Genomic DNA, 18518 nt, shown 5'->3' with positions numbered 1-18518 from the left:
TTATCTATTTCTTAGGGTAATGTTTTAAAACAAACTCTTCCGCATTGAGGTAGCAAAAACGGTCCACTGCTTGGACTACATCTTCTCTGGACTTCAAATGTTGAAGGTGCTTGTTTTTGGAATCTTTACGGGCCTGGTCCATGACGAAAACTAGGTTGTTGGCAAACTGCTCAAATTCCATTGCGGTGGGGTAAGGGTCGACCGGATCGATTAATCCTTCGAAATCAGTTCCTATCGTAATGCAGTTCCAGATCTGGAGCGGATCTTCACCTTGCAAGTTGGGGTTGGTTGTGGCACTAAGCAGTATTCCTTCAATATTGTCCCATACGAGTGACACACCATTTCGCTTGTCATCATCTTCTTTTTTCAGCCCCAATATCCGCTGGTCAAAAGAAATTCCGAAAAGACCTTTTGTCTTCACGATCATTTCAATGTCTTCATCGCACATGTTAATGTTCCATGGATTGAAAGGACCCTTGTTGTTGTATTTTTTATCAAACTCTTTGTCCTGATTGTCGATGTGATCTTGTAGGGTGCTCAGACCGGAATAGCCACAGTGGGAAGCGATTACCGGTATAGTATCACCATTTTCCCGGCACTTATCGACGACTTTATAATACTCTTTTCTGGATTTGGCACTCATGTGCTTGACATCGATCAGAATTCTATAGCCAAGATTTGAGTCAACTTTGTAGTACCTATTGATACCGAGGAGCTCCCGTAAAATCCGCATCCCATCCGAATTGAACGTTTCATTGATCCCGTTAGATTGATCCATTAGCGCATCGCCTACTGCTGGAATCGAATGAGCATGACCGCAAAGAAAGTTGTAAAAATGATGGGCAAATGTGATAAAGAAAATAGGCTCATCCCAGTCATTTTTGATGCTTTGAACTCTCTTGGAAATAGTGGTTATGGATTTGACGGTATCCGTGCCCAAAGCATGAGCTCCTTCTATTGTGAGGATCATGGTGATCTCATCTTTGTTTTGAAGGGATTTTTTTAATTCTGCTCTATTTTTTGGAATCAAGTAACTTGCCTGTTGCACAAAATATGTCTCTGGATCTTGCTTGGCTCTTCGCTCTGCCAGCCGTTCATTTCTCAAGAGTCCATTGGGTACATGGATTTTGTTTTGGGAAATCACTTTGCCAGAATCCATGCATACAAATTCCTTCTCGCGCTGCAGAGATTCCCAATAGTCATAGCCTTCCGATTGGAAGTAATCCACTAGAGCATCCGGGATGCGCATATAGTTGGACTGGAGGAGATCTCTTCTGATGCCATCTTTTCCCAAAATAGCTGTGGTCAGGATTCTAAGCAGTTTATTTTTTCCTTTTAGGATATTGCTTCCTTTTACAAATTGTTTTTCGAGAGGGTAGAGAGAATTGAACGTAAGCCTGAGGTTGGATTTCCAGCACTTGACCAGATCGATCTGGCTGTAACTTGCCCCCATGGTTCCCTTTTGGAGGTTTCTCTCATTGGACATGATCACCGTCCAAGGACTATATTTATTTTCAGCTGTGAATTTGTCTTTGTGCACCTGCATCTGAAAATGCGCCCGCATGTGATTGTGGCAGTGCAAATCTGAAAAGTACCGATCTGCCATGGCTTAGGTGTTGAATTTGGAATATCCTCCCATCAAAACAGTAATGATATCTTCTACTACCGTTTTAGAATTGGTATAGTACCAATGGTGAACGACCTCATGCAGCAGTCCTTTATCATCGTCTATTTCTGTCACATCACATTGGTAAATGTCATCAGCCAATCCCACCGAATTTTTGGCTCCCCAGCGGCCCAGCCTATTGAACGCATTTTTGGTCAGTTCCGAGATTCCCAGCGCCTGGTCCTTATTATGATAGTAGACGTGAACTCGCTCTCCGAAATCAATCAGCTTGTAGAGAGGATTGTTTTTTTCCAAAGCATAGTAATCGATATCTGCTCCAGCCAGAATGATTTCACTGAAGGTGGTGCTTATTTCCATACCGATATCACCGATTCCCTTGATCATGTTTTCCAGTACACGATTTCCCATGCTGTGACATAGAAGATGAATTTTTTGATTACACATGGGTTTTTTCTCTTCTACGAATTTCTTTTTGAAAAATTCACGAAGGGAAGCCATAGACCTGGCCAGGGCAAAGCCCGACTGCATGGCATCGTAAGCATCCGATCGGTACTTGAGCAGTTTCTTTTTGGCAGGCCAAGTGAAGAGCACGAGGTGTTTGATGGGTGAGTTTTCAGGCTCGACATAGCAGCGATGGAGTTCTGCCATAGTCTGCATGGCAGTTTCCAAGTCTGATTTGAAGCCATGCACAAAAACCAAAATATCCTCAGACTTGAGTTCACCGTCCGTTTTTTTACCAGCTTTGAGACCAGACTGGTAGAGTTCATCAAAAACTTGGGTAGATGGGAATTTTGCCTTGTTGACATCCTTGTCTTCTGCGTATTTTTCGAGAGTTTCTTCCGGTACTTCAGGCAGAATCTGAATAGAAAAATCCTTCAGTTTTTTAGCTTTGGCTGGGTCAAAAGAGATTGTTCCGTAGCGGAGGTTATGCCTTGCTTCTTCATCTCCATCCTTTCTCATATACTCTTGATTATTGACAGAAATGTAATTTTTAGACCTTCTGGAAGTGACCTCCCGATTCGTGATGATGTAGTGGGTTACCATGTATTTATTTGATTGAAAAAACTATAAAAAACCGAAATTGAGAATTCGAGGACTTCGTAAAGAGTACAAAATCAACAGCTTAAGTTTGCTAAATTTCTCTAAAACTGCAATAAAATCGAGACAGAATTGCGGGGTTTCTCAGATGTTAAGAAATTGATAAGTTATGTTTTTGGGGATTTTCTAGCGTAGGATTCCTGCAATTTGCGCTTAGTTTTTACTATCAACCTTGAAGCAATGTTTAATAGAAGAGATTTTATCAAAGGCCTGGGATTGACTTCTCTGGGATGGATGGGGGTGGGAGCATCAGCCCTTGGAAATGAGCTCACGCAGGCGTCTGAGTTTCAAAATCCACAGTTTTTCATTCCCATCCAGATCAAAGGAAAAGTGAGGTCTGGAGGAAAAGGACTAGCCGGTGTTGCGGTTTCGGATGGGAGAGTAGTCGTGCAGACAGACAAGAATGGTGAGTTTAGTTTCACCTCCGGAAATGACAGAGATTTTGTCTTTGTTTCCATTCCATCGGGCCATGTAATCAAAAAACAAGAAAATGGTTCCGCACTTTTTTTTCAAAAAATAGAGGGAGGCTCCAGCAGCCAATCTTTTCTTTTCGATTTGGAAAAAGCACCTCATTCGGATGAAAAGCATCAATTTTTGCTTTTGTCAGACACTCAAATCCAAAATGAATACGAGGCGGATCAGCTGCTCTCGGTAGCGATTCCAGATGTGCAGGAGACTATACGCTCCTTAAATGATCCGAACCTTTTCGGCATAGGGTGCGGTGATCTGGTCTTCGACAGACTTGAGCTTTTCAAAGAATACAATCAAGGTATTGCAGCTACTGGGATTCCTTTTTTTCAAGTTATCGGAAATCATGATCTGGATTTTCAGGTACGTTCAGACGGACAGACTACCTCGACTTTCAAGGGGCATTTCGGTCCTACCTACTACTCCTGGAATAGAGGTGAAGTTCATTATGTGGTATTGGATGATGTTTTTTACTTGGGAAGGGACTCTGGGCAGAAGTATATCGGCTACATTCCTGAAGAGCAACTGGCCTGGCTGGAGCAGGATTTGGCACAGGTGGAAAAAGGAAAAACCGTAGTAGTTTCTCTTCATATTCCTACATACACGGGGGCTGTCACACGCTATCCTGATCGGGATACACTTGGTGGGACAGTCAGCAATCGAGAGCATCTATATCGAATGCTGGAAGGCTATCAGGCTCATATCATGTCAGGCCATACACACTTCAATGACAATATGATCTCTGGTCACGTCTACGAACACTGTCATGGGACGGTATGTGGAGCCTGGTGGTCAGGACCGATTTGCTACGATGGCACACCGAATGGCTATGCAATCTATGAGGCCAGAGGATCTGAATTGAGGTGGAAATACAAAGGAACTGGACTGGATATCAGTGAGCAATTGAGAGTTTATGACAAAGGATATCATCCGGATTTCCCGGATTTTCATTCTATCAATTGCTGGAACTATGATCCAGAGTGGGAATTGTCTTGGTTTGAAAATGGAATGAAAGTCGCTCAACCTATGAAACTAATGGCAAAGGATCCGTGGAGTATGGAGCTACACACTGGTCCACAGCTTCCGGCAAGAAGAACATGGGTGGAGCCTCAACTTACAGATCACATGTTTTTCTTCCAACCAAACTCTACCGAAAACCTGGTAGTAGAGGCCAAGGATAGATTTGGAAATATCTATACTAAAAAAGTGTAGTAAATCCGGGATTAAAAAAGGCCTTCTGTTATTCACAGAAGGCCTTTTCTATTTAAAACCCTGATGCAGCATCATCTCCGCGTGGATCAGCTCCTCCTTCTAGTTTACCATCGGGGAGCACTAGGATTGCATCTACTTTTCCAATTATTGGATTGTTGTTTTCGAGGATTTGATAGCCTTTCGCCTTTAGGATGGAGATCAAAGTGCTGTCAAAGGAATTGGGCTCAAAGCTCACCAAATCTGGTAGCCATTGATGATGAAATCTAGGAGCTTCGACAGCTTCTTGCATACTCATTTCGAATTCGTAAACATTCAAGATAGTCTGTACGACTGAGGTAATGATCGTCGATCCTCCTGGGGTACCTACCACCATCCATAGTTTTCCTTCTTTTTCTACAAGAGTAGGAGTCATAGAACTTAGCATACGTTTACCTGGCGCGATACTATTGGCTTCGGCCCCGATCAATCCAAACATATTGGGTTCTCCAGCCTTGGAGCTGAAATCATCCATTTCATTATTCATGAAAAAGCCCAATTCATCGATGTAAACTTTGGACCCATAGGCCCCATTCAAAGTAGTGGTCACTGAGATGGCATTGCCCTCTTGGTCGACGATAGAATAATGAGTCGTCTCCATGTTTTCTGCAAAAGCAATTTCTCCTTCTGCGATTTCTTCAGACTTGGTCGCTTTCTCCATAGAAAAACTGGCCATTCTATTTCTTAAATAGTCTTCGTCAAGTAGCTCACCGACAGGGATATCCACAAAGTCTGGATCTCCGAGGAAGTAGTTTCTGTCAGCATAGGCTCTTCGTTCGGCTTCGACCAATACTTGAACATATTCTGGAGAGTGATGTCCGTATCCTTTTAAATCATAGGGACTTATCATTTCAAAAATCTGTCCTATAGTGATGCCTCCAGAGCTCGGGGGAGCCATGGAGATGATTTTCAGATCTTTGTAGTTGAAAACGATAGGTTCTCTCCAAGCGGCTTCATAGCTGTTCATGTCTTCTAAGGAGATGATTCCACCTATTTTTTCGAAATGATCCACGATGATTTGAGCTGTTTCTCCCTTGTAAAATTCATCTCGACCATGTTGAGCTATTCGTTTCAAAGTTGCAGCCAGAGCTGGGTTAGTAAGTGTCTGACCTGCTTTAATCTCTTGCGCAAAGTAAGTACCCGGCCCGTTGACTTCTTGGAATGTTTCTCTCAATCTGGCAAACCGACCAGCTTGATTTTCAGTGACTACAAATCCTCTTTCTGCGAGCTCGATGACGGGAGCCAATACTTCGGCAGGACTTAGTTTGCCGTATTTTTCTTGAGCTGCAAAGATTCCTGCGATTGTGCCGGGAACTCCAGAGGCCATTGCTCCTTGCGTGCTCATGCCAGGTATTATGTCTCCATTTTCGTCTAGATACATGTCCCGATCTGCTGCGAGTGGCGCTTTTTCGCGGTAATCGATGGAACCTAAGCTTCCATCGTTCAGGCGAAATACCGCAAAACCTCCTCCTCCCAGATTGCCTGCAAATGGGTAGGTTACTGCCAAGGCCATCTCTGTAGCCATCATGGCATCAAAAGCATTTCCTCCTTTCTGAAGGATAGCTATCCCAATATCGGAAGCTTCCTTGCGTGCTGAGACTACCATCGCCTGCTCAGCTATCAGCCCTTTTTGAGTGGACTGGGTAGCTGGCTTTGGCTGACAGGAATACAATAAAAAAGCTATTGCTGAGCCCAGCAATAGCTTTGTAGAAAAGTTTCGATTACTCATTGATCAATGTACTATTGAATAGTTTGAGGATTCGTTTATACTCGTCTGTCCAGCTGCTAGGCTCGACAAAACCATGGTCTTCCACTGGATAGATGGCCATTTCCCAATTGTCCTTTCCTAGCTCAATGAAACGCTGAGAAAGCCTGACAACATCCTGAAAATGTACATTGACATCTACCATACCATGAGCCATCAATAGATTACCTTTTAGTCCTTCTGCAAAATAGATAGGAGAGGAGCGTCTATAGGCAATAGGATCCTCCTCTGGAGTATTGAGAATGTTGGCTGTGTAGCCGTGATTGTAGTGCGCCCAGTCGGTGACGGATCGTAGAGCTGCTCCAGAATGGAATACATTTGGTGCATTGAATAGCGCCATCAAAGTGATAAAACCTCCATAGCTTCCTCCGTAAATCCCAATACGATCAGCATCGATTCCATATTCCTTCACGAGATGTCCAGCGCCATCCACTTGATCTGATAGGTCCTTTCCACCCATGTGTCGATAGATTCCCGTACGCCAATCTCTCCCATAGCCTGCCGAGGCTCGGTAGTCGATATCCAATACCGTGTAGCCTAAGTCCGCCAGAAGATTATGAAACATGTACTCTCTAAAGTAGCTACTCCACCATTTGTGGACATTCTGTAGATATCCTGCGCCATGAACAAAGATGACAGCAGCTCCATTTTTCTTGGATGGATCTGGTTGGTAGATTCTGGCTGGCACCATCGCACCATCTTGAGCTTCAAAACGAATGATTTCTGGATCTCTCCAATCATATGCTTGAAATTCATCACTCTGACCGGAAGTCAATTGTTGAGCTGTAGCCCCGACCTTATTGTCTTGAAGGTATAATTCAGCAGGTTGATTGCTGTAGGAATAAATAATGGCTAGTTTTTTCTCATCTGGTGAAAGAGAAACTTCATTATTACCCGTCATTGACGTCAATTTCTCCATTTTGCCACCCATTAGCGGCATTTTGTAGAAATGGCGCTCGCCCGGATCCACTTCTGAGGTGGTGAGATACCAGGATTTTTTGTCCTTAGACATGAAAGGGTCAAACACTTCAAAATTTCCAGATGTCAAAGCTTTTTTATTTCCTGAATCTGTATCCAGCAGATAAAGATGGGAATAGCCGCTTTCTTCAGATTGGAAATAGATGTGCTGATTGTCTGGCAACCAGCCCAAGGTGCCACCAGAGAAAGTCCAACCAATACCTGGACCACCGATCCAAGCTTCATCGCGCTGTCGATCGAGATTTCTCAACTCTCCGGTTTCTAAATCTACTAAGGCAATCCAGCGATCTTTGTTGTCAAAGGACCTTGCTTGGATGATAGCTTTACTTCCGTCTGGAGAAAATACAGGCCCAAACAAAGCCAATTCACGATCTTCTTTTTTCCACTCTTTATCGGGGTAGTCTGCAGTATAATCCGGGAGGTCCTGTATTCCAGGCAAGCTAGATGTCTGGATGAAATATACTGTATCCTGCTGGAGACTGTAAATTCCGATTTCAGAGCTGCTCGGTTCCGTCCCTACTTTAGGTCTGGCGTTCAATTCCTCCGTATAACCAGATGCTGCTACATAATCGGGAACTTTGGTGTTTTTATTGGTGCCTGATTTATAGTAGGTGAAAGTGGCAAACTTACCGTCCGGTGAAAGTTGGAGATTGCTTGGAGTTTTTCCCTCTGTATAGTAAGTGAATTCTTTTTCCTCTTCTGTTCTAGTCGCTTCACGATAGGCTTTGCGCAGTTCAGAAGCTTCTTCTCTTTCTCGTACAACTTGAAGCAGATCCAAGTTTTCACTTTCTACAAAACCCTTTGGTTTATCCTTGAATTCATCATCTTTGGATGATTTGGGAGCATTTCCAGAGGAGATATGAGTGACTCGATCGACTTTGCCTGATGTGAGATTCAGTACATAGATATTTTGATCTGAGACAAAGGAAATCAGGTTTTCATCCGCTAGAAAAGTGGGATTGCTGATTCTTGTATACCAATTTAATACTTCTTTGATCTCTCCGCTTTTGAGAGTTTCCAATAGAATTTTATCATTTGGTCCCAAATAAACTCTCTTGGATTGGTCAAGATTGAAGTCCGCTTGATTTCTTTCCAGCTTGTATTCTTCTTTCCAACTTACTTTTTGGAAGTTTTTGGGATCTGAGAGACTTATCGAATAAGTCGAGTCTGCAGGATTTCCTTCGGGATTGTATCGGAAAAAGATCCGCTGGCTATCCTCGCTCCAAGAGGCTCGAGAGGGAAAGTAGCCCATCCATTTGGGATCTTTCATGATGGATTCTACACTGAGTTGGCTTTGGGAAAAACCAGAAATCGACAGCCAGGTCATGGCTGCAAGGGTGAGAAATTTACGCTTCATGTAAAGGATGATGTTAATCTATAGTTTTCAGAAACTCATTGAGCTCCAGCTCGATGGCCTGCAGGTGATTTTGAAGTTCCTGACTTTTCGGATGAGAATTTTCCAGATCAGCTTCGATTTCCTCCAGGATTTTCTTCGTTCTGATAGCACCAATATAGCTCATGCTAGGTTTGGCCTTATGGCATCTTTTTTTAATGGTCAAAAAATCAGATTGACTGTATAGATCTTCGAGGTTTTGGAGATCTTTGACGTTTGTTTCCAGGATGATTTGGACCATTTCCTTAATCATTTCCGGATCATCTTCGCCAAAATATTGGTAAATAGACTGCTCGCTGATATAGTTATACATGGTAATGGACTGAAAAAGGATGCGGATTAAAAATATTGTTTGGTTCTTTTTCTAAAAATAGAAACATTTTTTTAAATGCATGATTTCTGAATTCAAAGATTACTTGAAAGGTGGAAGAATTAAGGATAGAGCTTAATTTCGCATTTCAATAGCACCAAGATTATGCAGAGAAATAAGAAAATATTTCTGATCATCTTCCTGATTTTCATGCTGATCATGCTCTATATCGGGTATGATATCTCGCAGCGTACGACTTTCCCGGGCTCCAAAGGAAATCTCAAAGAGCGAATTTCCACGGAGGAAGAGACACAGAAATAAACATAGAATAGATTCCCCTAAGTTATGCGGAAAATTTTGCAGGAAAATCTCCTGAACATCATCAATGAAAGTGAACTGGATCTGGAAGTAGATTATGAGCTTGACGTCAACCCTAATTTTTTGGATCAAAAAGGAAGAAACTGGCTTGAAGAAGCCTTTGACGACTTGGGCGGAAATGGATCTATTCCCCTTCTTGAAAAATTGAAATTTGATTGGAAAATCAATCGGTTTTTGTTTCTATTTGACTTTGATCTTCATTTTAATAGATATAGGTTATCCACCTTTAGGTCAGATCTTTATCATGAGTTTAGTTTTTCATTTGTAGATAGCCAAAGACGTCTTTGTAGAACGTTTGAAAAAGAATGTCTCAAGGCTGGAATGCAGCATAGAATATGGAACGGACCACCCGTGGCCCAGCAGTGGTTTGGCAAATCATCCGCTCCGGGAGATTTCTCTGAGAATGGAGCAACAGGCTGGAAACTACAAGCCTATAATGATATGCAGATAGATCTACAGACCAGAATTCACGGATACAAACTGGTCCGGCTTTCACCCTACGAAACCTTGATGACAGGTGGGAGTTTGAAGCGATTGGATCAGCTACTGGTCAATCCTACCGATGAGCAGCGTGAGATGCTTTTAAATTGGTTTATGAGAAAAATGGCTTAGTTTTCGAATTCATTTAGTTTCGAATTCTATGAGATTTTCCTTTTTCGTCCTGTGTTGGATTGTTTTTTTGGGCACCTGTTACGGTCAGGATAAACTGAATATTTCAGATCGTATCAGTGAGATAGACGAAAGAAATATTTTTAGAACTCCCGATTATTATAATTGGGGTGGATCCATCATCAAATCAGAAGATGGTAAGTATCATCTGTTTTACAGTCGCTGGCCCAAGGCGACCAAGTTCACAGGCTGGCTGGTCTACTCTGAAGTAGCCCATGCGGTATCCGACTCTCCAGCAGGACCCTGGACATATGTAGAGACAGCTTTGCAGGGCAGAGGAAAAGGAAATTGGGATGCGATCACCGCACATAATCCAAAAATTAAAAAATTCGGAGATTATTATTATCTCTATTACATCTCTACCAATCTGGGAGTCAATCAGGAATATACAGAAGAAGATTTGATGGAAATCGCCCAAACGGGGTATTCTCACCCGAATTGGAAGATTTTGAGACCAAATCAGCGGACTGGTGTAGCCAAGTCAAAAAGCCTCAATGGACCATGGTTGCGTCAGGATGAAACGCTGATAGAGCCTGCAGGACCTATCACTACCTTGACTGTCAATCCTGCGATCACGCAGGGGAGAGATGGGAGATATTATCTGATCGTCAAAGGAGATAAACCCAATGAAACGCGATTTATCCGTAATCAGGCCATGGCAATCGGGGATCATCCTGATGGACCTTTTTCTATTTTGCCTAAAGCGGTCATCGATGACCTAGATACAGAAGACATGTCACTCTGGTATGATCAGGAGCTAGATTATTACTATGCTGTATTCCATGCGCATGGCTTCATCGGTATGATGAGTTCTGAAGATGGGATCAATTGGGATAAAGCTGAAAACTACCGCCTGATGCCAAAGGAAATACGCCAGAAGGACGGAAGCCTGCTTCTGCCGGATAGATTGGAGCGACCTTTTGTCTACTATGAAGATGGTGAGATCAAAGTTTTGGGACTCGCAGGCAAACTTGGAGATGAATCATTTGTGGTGACGATTCCGCTGAACAAGTAAATATTGGCACTTTGCAATTGTTTACTGGTGGACCATCAAATGAACTTTAAATCCCCCGTTTCATGCTGGAATTACAGATTGTCTGACTTATGTTTCTTGACTTGAATTTTTAGACAAAATGGCTTTTCTCCAATTATGAAAACAAGCCGAATATTTCCCGATGAACTTTTTCCACAATGAAGGAAAAGTCTTCGGGATTTTCTACAAAGTCTAATTCATTGACATCGATGATCAATAATTTGCCGTCTTTGTAGCCCGAAATCCAATCTTCGTAGTGAGAATTTAGATTTTTCAAATAGTCGATCCGCATAGCAGTCTCATAAGATCTTCCTCTTTTTTCTATTTGGCCGACAAGCTTCGGAATATCTGCCTTCAGATAGATCAGGAGATCCGGAGCTTTGATATGGGGAATCATGCTATCGAATAGGCTTCGGTAGTTATAATAGTCTCGCTCACTCAGAAGTTGGCTTTTGTAGAGATTGGCTGCGAAAATGTAGGCATCCTCATAGATCGTTCTATCCTGAATGGTCGATATTTTACTCTCCTGAATTTTTTTGACCTGATTGAAGCGGGAATTGAGGAAATAAACCTGCAGATGAAAGGCCCATCGCTTCATGTCTTCATAAAAATCTGGTAAATAGGGATTATTGTCTACAGATTCGAATTCAGCCTTCCAGCCATAATGTTTGGCGAGCTTTTCGGTCAGGGTAGTCTTACCGCTACCGATATTACCTGATACAGCTATATGCATCTTGATCTCTTATTTATTGAATCTAGGCGCTACGACTAGCTCCTTGCTTCCCGCACTGTACTGATAAAATCCTTCTCCAGTTTTGACTCCTTTGTAGCCAGCTTCGACCATGTTGACCAAAAGTGGGCAAGGGGCATATTTAGGGTTGCCAAATCCTAGGTGAAGAACTTTCAAGATAGAAAGACATACATCCAGACCTATAAAATCTGCCAAGTGCAATGGCCCCATGGGATGTGCCATTCCCAGTTTCATGACAGTGTCGATCTCTTCCACTCCTGCGACACCTTCATAAAGCGTATAAATAGCTTCATTGATCATCGGCATCAAGATTCGATTGGCTACAAATCCTGGATAGTCGTTGACTTCTACAGGTGTTTTGTCCAGTTTTCTGGACAGATCCATTATTTCAGAAGTTACTTCATCAGAGGTAGCATAGCCCCGGATCACTTCGACCAATTTCATGATCGGCACCGGATTCATAAAATGCATCCCAATGACTTGGGCTGGACGATCTGTGACAGCTGCTATTTTGGTGATGGATATCGAGGAAGTATTGGACGCTAAAATCGCAGATTTTGGAGCCAATTGATCCATTTTTCGAAAAAGATCCAACTTGATTTCAAGGTTTTCAGTGGCAGCTTCTACCACAAGATCTACAGCTGTCAGTCCTTTTTCTAAATCAGTAAAAGTGAAAACCCGATCCAAGGCAGCCATTTTTTCATCTTCAGACATTTTTCCTTTGCTGATCTGGCGATCCATATTTTTTGCGATCTGATCGATCGCTCTATCCAGGTATTCCTGCTTGAGATCGATCAGAGAAACCTGATATCCTTTTTGCGCAAAGACGTGAGCGATTCCATTACCCATAGTGCCGGAACCGATGACTGCGATGTTTTTCATAAGAGTTGGTGTTTAAACGAATTATTTGGGTTTAGGGGGATTTAGGCTTGGCCTGTCTTCCAAAACTAGCTTTGGCTTCTATGAATTCCAATAATTCCTTTTTAATCCTGCGGGGATTGTCAGAAAATTTCCAAGTCAATCTGGATTAATGTCTACCTTTGAAGCATGAAAGAACTCGGACAAATCAGTCGGCTACCAATCAATCGCTTCACCGATTTCGGTGCATATCTGGAATTAGAATCCGGAGAGGAAGTGTTGCTCCCGAAGTCCTACCTCACAGGAGATGAGAGAGAAGACGATTACATTCAAGTTTTTGTATACACAGATAGTGAAGACAGACCGGTGGCTGTGACAGAAATGCCTCGGTTGATTTTGGATGAATGGGCAGTCTTAGATGTCAAAGAAGTTACTTCATTTGGAGCATTCTTGGATTGGGGACTCCCGAAGGATTTGCTTGTACCCAACTCCGAAATGGGTAAAAACATGGAGGCTGGCAAGCGCTATCTTGTCCGTCTTTGTATGGATTATCGCTCTAATCGCCTGATTGGAAGCAGCAAGCATCGGGATTTTATAGGCCCAGCTCCTGAGGATATTCAACCAGGTGAAGAAGTGGACGGCTTGATTTTCGAAAAGACAGATTTAGGATTCAAAGTCTTGGTGGATGATGAGTTTGAAGGCTTGATCTATGCCAATGAAGTTTTTGAAGATCTGAAAATTGGAGAGAGAAGAAAGCTTTTCGTCAAAAAGCGCAGAGAGGATGGCAAATTGGATTTGCAAGTATTACCAACTGGCCGGGTGAAGTATGAGGAAGGCGCAGAAAAGATCTTAAGTCTGCTCAAAGAAAAAAGCTTTTTGCCCCTTCATGACAAATCTGATCCTGAAGAAATAAAAAAAGTGCTTTCTATGAGTAAAAAGCACTTCAAACAATGTATCGGACAGCTCTATAAAGCCAGAGAAATCCAGATTCTCGAAGATGGGATAGCCTTGGCCTAGTTTAGCTTGAGGATATCACTGGGTGTTCGACAGAGAATGGCTTTCCTTCGGAACAATGCAATGGGTGATTTGATCAGGTAGGGATATTTGACCAGAATATTGAGCCAGCTTTCGTGATCCCAATTTTTACCCGCAATGAGTCGCTGATAGTCCGGATGAGCCCGATTGAGGAGGTCTTTGGCTCTCAGGCCTAAGAGTATCAGGATTTGGTTCCATTGAGTTGCGGTGATTTTGTGAGAGACCACATCGATTTCATTGATGAACCTGGCAATCGAGTGCGCATAGGCACGGGTCTGCTTGTCGATCGGTTGAGCTGCATTGTGGTAGAAGTAGAGCTCTGATGGATGGATTTTCATAGGATTTCGGGTTTAAGTCTAGATAATATACGAAATTCTGTAAATATTTGAAATACAGTAGTTTATTTTATTAACATTTCATCTGGGATGGATTTGGAGTTGTTTTATAAAGAGAGCAAGTCGGAATATTCGGCAAACAAGAAGTTGAAAGACCGGCTTCGTAAGGCTAAATCCAAAGCATTGGACGATCAGTTTTTGGAGCTGCATGAAGAGGTTTTTGAGGAATTGGACTGCTTGGATTGTGGAAATTGCTGTAAAACGACCAGTCCGATTTTCATCCAGACAGATATTGACCGGCTTGCCAAAGTTTTTCGGCAGAAGAGCAGTGACTTTATCGATACCTACCTTCATCGGGATGAGGATGGTGATTTTGTATTGAATTCATCTCCATGCCCTTTTCTGGGAGAGGACAATAAGTGTCTTGTCTATGAGCATCGCCCAAAAGCTTGCAGGGAGTATCCCCATACCAACAGAAAGAACATGCATGGGATTTTGGGGCTGACTTTGAAAAATACCTTGGTTTGTCCTGCCGTCCTCAAAATTTTCCGGCAGATTGGAAAAGATTATAGGAAGTAATGCAATTTTTTGGCTTTTTTGGGACTCAAACCTATAAATAACAATATGGATAATGCAGTGACGCACTTTTTAGGAGTGGACGTAGGAGGAACGCATTTAAAGATCGGGTTGGTAGACAAGGGAGGTGAAATCCTTGATTTTCAGAAAGAAGATACTACCCCTTTTAGAGATCATCAAGAAGGCTTTGGGCCCGCTTTTATCGATGGATTGGCAAAGTATTTTGTCAAATATCCAGAAGTGGAAAAGGTCGGAATCGGTCTTCCTGGGCTGATCAGTAAGGACAGAACAACTCCATTGGAGATCCCAGCGATCCCAAGCTTGAATAACTTTAACTTGAAGGAAGGCCTAGAAAAAGCCTATCCGGACAAAGAGTTTTTTCTAGAAAATGACGCTGCTGCAGCTGCCATTGGGGAGTTTTATTTTGGAAAAGACGATCCTGCAGATAATTTCCTTTTTATCACCATGGGTACAGGCATCGGTAGTGCTTTGGTTCTTGATGGAGAGGTCTTCAAAGGTTCTCGTGGCAATGCCATGGAGATGGGGCATATGCTTTCCAAAGGAAGTGCACGATTGGAGACTTTGATAGGGCGCCGGGGGATTTTGGATATTTTGGAGCGTATGATCGCTGCTTATCCTAACAAGGCAGGTAGACTGATCGGAGCCGAACTAGGAACTCACCTGCTCGTGGATACTGCTAAAGAAGGCAATGAAGTTTCTTTGATGGTATTCAAAGAAGTCGGCATCATGCTAGGTGAGGCTATCGTCTCCACGATCCGTATTCTGGATGTAACAGAGGTATATTTCGGCGGCGGTATTTCTGCTGGATTGGAGTTTATGCTTCCAGAGATGGAGCGTACGATCAGACAGTATCTGACTTCCTATTACAATAAGGATTTGGTATTGCGCAAAGCCACCTTGGAAAACAATGCAGGTACTCTCGGAGCAGCTGCTTTATGTTTTATGGGTTCAGGGTTGTGACAGTCACTTCCGATACTTTAGAAATCGCATTCATTCGAAAAAGAACTCTTAGGGGTTCTTTTTCTGGTTTTATACCTTCGCAATCCCCACTAGGCTCCAGAAAATAGAAAAAGAAACTCTGGCTTTTATCGACAAGTTCGACGCGGTCAGGCCTGCCAAAGGTTTTGATCAAAGCCTGATTGTCAGCTCCCAAAAATGTGTTTTTGATTTTTTCGAACTCTTCCTGATCCTGAAGTCTCAGGCCTTTGCAGCCATAGCGATCACTTTTCCAATTATCGATATTGATGGCTCCGGTGTCAAGTTTGGAGGAGCAGGAGGCCAGCATGCAGATGAAAAGGAAAAGAGGTAGAATTCTCATGATAGTTATATTTTCGCAGCGCAAAGGTAACAGCTTTGACTTTTGGGTTGGAATATTTTAAGATTTATCATTTCCAGTCCCAGAATCCTCTAAAGCGGATCTTGCTAAAATGCTAAGTCTCATAGTTTTTTGTTTTTGGGACAAAAATTGTCAGCTCTGCCGAGGGGTTCTATCCTCTCCAGTTGGATCAAATCCTTTATATTAGCACATCTAATTACCCATTTCCTATGAATTATCGTTTCGGGAAGTTCTTTTACTTCGTCAGTATCATTTTCTTTCTTCTATTCCTTTTGTATTTCTATGCAGCTATGTCAGATCAGGTCCTGTATAGTCTGGGAGAAAATGGCGCCGAAGGGTCAAGAATGGATAAAAACACCTTTTTCTATGGAATGATCATCGGTTTTTTGCTGCTGAATGCATTCTCAGTATTGCCGCCGAAAATGCTCGAGACCAAAGCCAGCAAAAATATGCACCGTCTATTTCCAATAGGAGACAAGTACCGTGATTATCTATTGACTTGGTTTTATTCCTTTGGAGGGATACTCAATGTAAGTTTGGCTATCGTGGTATTTTATATACACTCGATCAATAATCAGGAGGAAATCGGTTCGGATCAGTTTAGTTTCTTTTTTTACCTGATACCGGCTCTCTTGGTTATTTGGATTATTGCCCTCTTTGTGCTCTTTGCAGGGAAGGCAAAGCAAATGCAAAAGGGATCCTAAGAATTTGAATTATGGCAGAAAACGTAAAATATACAGAAGATAGTATCAAGTCCCTGGACTGGAGAGAGCATATTCGCTTGAGGCCAGGGATGTATATCGGTAAACTCGGAGATGGAAGTGCCCAGGACGATGGGATTTATGTTTTGGTCAAAGAGGTGCTAGACAACTCCATCGATGAACATATGATGGGCTATGGCCGGACGATAGACGTGAAAATATCCGAGCATCGCGTAGAGGTGCGAGATTATGGACGTGGGATTCCATTGGGCAAAGTCATTGACTGTGTTTCTAAAATCAATACCGGAGGTAAATACGACTCTGGAGCTTTTCAGAAATCTGTGGGCTTGAATGGAGTCGGTACCAAAGCTGTCAATGCGCTTTCTGACTATTTCAAAGTGCAGGCTTACCGGGACGGAGAAACCAAAATTGCAGAATTTGAAAAAGGTGTGCTGAAAGAAGATCGTGCGATCGAAAAGTCTTCTGACCGAAATGGTACCAAAGTCATATTCACACCAGATGCCAGCATTTTTAAGAATTATCACTTTATCCCTGAATACCTTGAAAATCAGATCTGGAACTATGCTTATCTAAATGCCGGACTGACAATCAACTATAACGGAAAGAAATATTTCTCTGACAAGGGACTCTACGATTTGCTTTCTAATAAAGTGGAAGAGGAAAGTATTCGCTATCCGATCATTCATCTGAAAGGGAATGATATCGAAGTGGCGATTACGCACTCCAATCAATATGGAGAAGAGTATTATTCCTTTGTCAATGGCCAGTATACGACTCAAGGCGGTACTCACTTGGCTGCTTTCAGGGAAGCAATTGTGAAGACCGTACGGGAGTTTTTCAAGAAAGATTACGATGCATCTGATATTCGTCAGAGTATTGTCGCTTCTATTGCTGTTCGGGTGCAGGAGCCTGTCTTTGAGTCTCAGACCAAAACTAAATTAGGATCCCATTCTGTTGGCCCGGATGGTCCTACCTTGAGGACTTTTGTCAATGATTTCATCAAGACTGAACTGGATAACTATCTCCACAAGCATCCGGCCGTTGCCGATGCGCTACTCAAGCGAATTTTGCAATCGGAAAGAGAGCGCAAAGAGATCTCCGGTATCAAAAAGCTGGCGAATGAGCGAGCCAAAAAAGCCAATCTCCACAATAAGAAGCTGAGAGACTGTCGGGTACATTACGATGATCCCAAAGCCAAAGAGGATCAGAAAAATAACACCATGCTCTTCATTACAGAAGGGGATTCTGCTTCTGGATCTATTACCAAATCTCGGGATGTGCAGACTCAGGCAGTTTTTTCACTGAGAGGAAAGCCACTGAACTGCTTCGGGATGACCAAAAAAGTGGTGTATGAAAACGAGGAGTTCAACCTACTCCAGCACGCACTCAATATTGAAGATGGAATAGAAGGGCTGCGATATAGGAAAATTGTAATTGCTACGGATGCTGACGTGGATGGCATGCACATCCGCTTGTTGATCATGACATATTTCCTACAGTTTTTCCCCGACTTGGTTAAAAACGGTCACCTTTTTATTTTGGAAACTCCGCTCTTCCGAGTCAGAAATAAGAAAGAAACAATCTACTGTTATTCTGATGAAGAGCGGCAACGAGCAATTCATAAGCTTGGAAACAAGCCTGAAATTACCCGATTCAAAGGCTTGGGAGAGATTTCACCCGAGGAGTTTGGGAATTTCATTGGGGATGATATCCGCTTAGAGCCGATCATTCTCAATAAGGAGACAAAGATTTCCGATTTGCTGAAATTCTATATGGGTAAAAACACTCCAGATCGCCAGAATTTCATCATTGACAATCTGAAAGTAGAAAAGGATTTAGCTTTGGAAGATCCGAAGAAAAACGAAGAGACTGAGGAAGAAGCTGCCTGATTATACTTTTAAAGCAATTTTCTGATTT

Annotated in this window: 18 protein-coding genes; 9 read left to right on the top strand and 9 right to left on the bottom strand. The window is 42.6% G+C overall.

Annotation, left to right across the window (positions count from 1 at the left end; all coding sequences use genetic code 11):
* Nucleotides 1-4: 4 nt before the first annotated feature.
* On the bottom strand, nucleotides 5-1606 hold the full coding sequence (locus G460_RS0104270; RefSeq protein ID WP_026954201.1) for an amidohydrolase family protein: 1602 nt from the start codon (nucleotides 1604-1606) through the stop codon (nucleotides 5-7).
* 3 nt (nucleotides 1607-1609) lie between these two features.
* The gene (locus tag G460_RS0104265) at nucleotides 1610-2671 is read right to left on the bottom strand and encodes an alpha/beta hydrolase (RefSeq protein ID WP_026954200.1); all 1062 of its coding nucleotides are present in this window, start codon (nucleotides 2669-2671) and stop codon (nucleotides 1610-1612) included.
* Nucleotides 2672-2905: 234 nt separating this feature from the next.
* Here G460_RS0104265 and G460_RS0104260 point away from each other — a divergent pair, with 234 nt between their 5' ends.
* On the top strand, nucleotides 2906-4405 hold the full coding sequence (locus tag G460_RS0104260) for a calcineurin-like phosphoesterase C-terminal domain-containing protein (RefSeq protein WP_026954199.1): 1500 nt from the start codon (nucleotides 2906-2908) through the stop codon (nucleotides 4403-4405).
* Nucleotides 4406-4457: 52 nt separating this feature from the next.
* Here the strand turns inward: G460_RS0104260 and ggt are convergent, their stop codons facing one another.
* Genes ggt through G460_RS0104245 form a run of 3 tightly spaced genes read right to left on the bottom strand, consistent with a single transcriptional unit; the run spans nucleotide 4458 to nucleotide 8890 of the window.
* Nucleotides 4458-6170 carry a gamma-glutamyltransferase gene (ggt, locus tag G460_RS0104255; RefSeq protein WP_026954198.1) on the bottom strand — a complete coding sequence of 571 codons (1713 nt, stop codon included), beginning with the start codon at nucleotides 6168-6170 and terminating at the stop codon, nucleotides 4458-4460.
* Nucleotides 6163-8541 carry a S9 family peptidase gene (locus G460_RS0104250; protein ID WP_026954197.1) on the bottom strand — a complete coding sequence of 793 codons (2379 nt, stop codon included), beginning with the start codon at nucleotides 8539-8541 and terminating at the stop codon, nucleotides 6163-6165. The genes ggt and G460_RS0104250 overlap by 8 nt, the downstream gene beginning before the upstream one ends.
* 13 nt (nucleotides 8542-8554) lie before the next feature.
* Nucleotides 8555-8890, bottom strand: coding sequence for an Hpt domain-containing protein (locus G460_RS0104245; RefSeq protein WP_026954196.1), 336 nt, complete (start codon nucleotides 8888-8890; stop codon nucleotides 8555-8557).
* Nucleotides 8891-9052: 162 nt separating this feature from the next.
* Between G460_RS0104245 and G460_RS23305 the strand changes: the two genes are divergently transcribed.
* From G460_RS23305 to G460_RS0104230, 3 genes are read left to right on the top strand one after another with little or no spacing between them, the layout of a single operon-like run.
* Complete coding sequence (locus G460_RS23305) at nucleotides 9053-9208, top strand: hypothetical protein (RefSeq protein WP_169817496.1); 156 nt, start codon at nucleotides 9053-9055, stop codon at nucleotides 9206-9208.
* Between the two features lie 24 nt (nucleotides 9209-9232).
* Nucleotides 9233-9877: a DUF7255 family protein gene (locus G460_RS0104235; protein WP_026954195.1), complete on the top strand. Its 645-nt coding sequence runs from the start codon at nucleotides 9233-9235 to the stop codon at nucleotides 9875-9877.
* 28 nt (nucleotides 9878-9905) lie between these two features.
* A complete protein-coding gene (locus G460_RS0104230) occupies nucleotides 9906-10949 on the top strand; it encodes a glycoside hydrolase family protein (protein ID WP_035463837.1) in 1044 nt (347 codons plus the stop codon).
* A 133-nt stretch (nucleotides 10950-11082) separates the two neighbouring features.
* Here the strand turns inward: G460_RS0104230 and G460_RS0104225 are convergent, their stop codons facing one another.
* Nucleotides 11083-11700 carry a deoxynucleoside kinase gene (locus G460_RS0104225; RefSeq protein WP_026954193.1) on the bottom strand — a complete coding sequence of 206 codons (618 nt, stop codon included), beginning with the start codon at nucleotides 11698-11700 and terminating at the stop codon, nucleotides 11083-11085.
* A 9-nt stretch (nucleotides 11701-11709) separates the two neighbouring features.
* On the bottom strand, nucleotides 11710-12600 hold the full coding sequence (locus G460_RS0104220) for a 3-hydroxyacyl-CoA dehydrogenase family protein (protein WP_026954192.1): 891 nt from the start codon (nucleotides 12598-12600) through the stop codon (nucleotides 11710-11712).
* A gap of 165 nt (nucleotides 12601-12765) precedes the next feature.
* Here G460_RS0104220 and G460_RS0104215 point away from each other — a divergent pair, with 165 nt between their 5' ends.
* Nucleotides 12766-13593 (top strand): CvfB family protein, encoded by an 828-nt coding sequence (locus tag G460_RS0104215; protein ID WP_026954191.1) that lies wholly within the window; start codon nucleotides 12766-12768, stop codon nucleotides 13591-13593.
* On the opposite strand, the gene G460_RS0104210 is transcribed toward G460_RS0104215, so the two are convergent.
* Nucleotides 13590-13949 (bottom strand): arsenate reductase family protein, encoded by a 360-nt coding sequence (locus G460_RS0104210; RefSeq protein WP_026954190.1) that lies wholly within the window; start codon nucleotides 13947-13949, stop codon nucleotides 13590-13592. The genes G460_RS0104215 and G460_RS0104210 overlap by 4 nt on opposite strands.
* An 87-nt stretch (nucleotides 13950-14036) precedes the next feature.
* Between G460_RS0104210 and G460_RS0104205 the strand changes: the two genes are divergently transcribed.
* Both G460_RS0104205 and G460_RS0104200 read left to right on the top strand, forming a co-directional pair.
* Entirely contained in the window at nucleotides 14037-14525 is a 489-nt protein-coding gene (locus tag G460_RS0104205; protein ID WP_026954189.1) for a YkgJ family cysteine cluster protein, read from the top strand.
* 45 nt (nucleotides 14526-14570) lie between these two features.
* Nucleotides 14571-15503 (top strand): ROK family protein, encoded by a 933-nt coding sequence (locus G460_RS0104200; RefSeq protein WP_026954188.1) that lies wholly within the window; start codon nucleotides 14571-14573, stop codon nucleotides 15501-15503.
* On the opposite strand, the gene G460_RS0104195 is transcribed toward G460_RS0104200, so the two are convergent.
* On the bottom strand, nucleotides 15484-15861 hold the full coding sequence (locus tag G460_RS0104195; RefSeq protein WP_026954187.1) for a hypothetical protein: 378 nt from the start codon (nucleotides 15859-15861) through the stop codon (nucleotides 15484-15486). The two genes, G460_RS0104200 and G460_RS0104195, sit on opposite strands and share 20 nt — an antisense overlap.
* A 227-nt stretch (nucleotides 15862-16088) precedes the next feature.
* Here G460_RS0104195 and G460_RS0104190 point away from each other — a divergent pair, with 227 nt between their 5' ends.
* Nucleotides 16089-16583 (top strand): hypothetical protein, encoded by a 495-nt coding sequence (locus tag G460_RS0104190; RefSeq protein WP_026954186.1) that lies wholly within the window; start codon nucleotides 16089-16091, stop codon nucleotides 16581-16583.
* 11 nt (nucleotides 16584-16594) lie between these two features.
* The gene (locus G460_RS0104185) at nucleotides 16595-18490 is read left to right on the top strand and encodes a DNA topoisomerase IV subunit B (RefSeq protein ID WP_026954185.1); all 1896 of its coding nucleotides are present in this window, start codon (nucleotides 16595-16597) and stop codon (nucleotides 18488-18490) included.
* Nucleotides 18491-18518 lie beyond the last annotated feature (28 nt).

This window comes from Algoriphagus vanfongensis DSM 17529 (assembly GCF_000429465.1).
GTDB lineage: Bacteria > Bacteroidota > Bacteroidia > Cytophagales > Cyclobacteriaceae > Algoriphagus > Algoriphagus vanfongensis.
This window is presented reverse-complemented; position numbering and strand designations above follow the sequence as displayed.

Excerpts from the sequence above, each read along its gene's own strand:
- G460_RS0104270 (WP_026954201.1), bottom strand. The coding sequence starts at position 1,606 with ATGGCAGATCGGTACTTTTCAGATTTGCACTGCCACAATCACATGCGG.
- G460_RS0104265 (WP_026954200.1), bottom strand. The coding sequence starts at position 2,671 with ATGGTAACCCACTACATCATCACGAATCGGGAGGTCACTTCCAGAAGG.
- G460_RS0104260 (WP_026954199.1), top strand. The coding sequence starts at position 2,906 with ATGTTTAATAGAAGAGATTTTATCAAAGGCCTGGGATTGACTTCTCTG.
- ggt (WP_026954198.1), bottom strand. The coding sequence starts at position 6,170 with ATGAGTAATCGAAACTTTTCTACAAAGCTATTGCTGGGCTCAGCAATA.
- G460_RS0104250 (WP_026954197.1), bottom strand. The coding sequence starts at position 8,541 with ATGAAGCGTAAATTTCTCACCCTTGCAGCCATGACCTGGCTGTCGATT.
- G460_RS0104245 (WP_026954196.1), bottom strand. The coding sequence starts at position 8,890 with ATGTATAACTATATCAGCGAGCAGTCTATTTACCAATATTTTGGCGAA.
- G460_RS23305 (WP_169817496.1), top strand. The coding sequence starts at position 9,053 with ATGCAGAGAAATAAGAAAATATTTCTGATCATCTTCCTGATTTTCATG.
- G460_RS0104235 (WP_026954195.1), top strand. The coding sequence starts at position 9,233 with ATGCGGAAAATTTTGCAGGAAAATCTCCTGAACATCATCAATGAAAGT.
- G460_RS0104230 (WP_035463837.1), top strand. The coding sequence starts at position 9,906 with ATGAGATTTTCCTTTTTCGTCCTGTGTTGGATTGTTTTTTTGGGCACC.
- G460_RS0104225 (WP_026954193.1), bottom strand. The coding sequence starts at position 11,700 with ATGCATATAGCTGTATCAGGTAATATCGGTAGCGGTAAGACTACCCTG.
- G460_RS0104220 (WP_026954192.1), bottom strand. The coding sequence starts at position 12,600 with ATGAAAAACATCGCAGTCATCGGTTCCGGCACTATGGGTAATGGAATC.
- G460_RS0104215 (WP_026954191.1), top strand. The coding sequence starts at position 12,766 with ATGAAAGAACTCGGACAAATCAGTCGGCTACCAATCAATCGCTTCACC.
- G460_RS0104210 (WP_026954190.1), bottom strand. The coding sequence starts at position 13,949 with ATGAAAATCCATCCATCAGAGCTCTACTTCTACCACAATGCAGCTCAA.
- G460_RS0104205 (WP_026954189.1), top strand. The coding sequence starts at position 14,037 with ATGGATTTGGAGTTGTTTTATAAAGAGAGCAAGTCGGAATATTCGGCA.
- G460_RS0104200 (WP_026954188.1), top strand. The coding sequence starts at position 14,571 with ATGGATAATGCAGTGACGCACTTTTTAGGAGTGGACGTAGGAGGAACG.
- G460_RS0104195 (WP_026954187.1), bottom strand. The coding sequence starts at position 15,861 with ATGAGAATTCTACCTCTTTTCCTTTTCATCTGCATGCTGGCCTCCTGC.
- G460_RS0104190 (WP_026954186.1), top strand. The coding sequence starts at position 16,089 with ATGAATTATCGTTTCGGGAAGTTCTTTTACTTCGTCAGTATCATTTTC.
- G460_RS0104185 (WP_026954185.1), top strand. The coding sequence starts at position 16,595 with ATGGCAGAAAACGTAAAATATACAGAAGATAGTATCAAGTCCCTGGAC.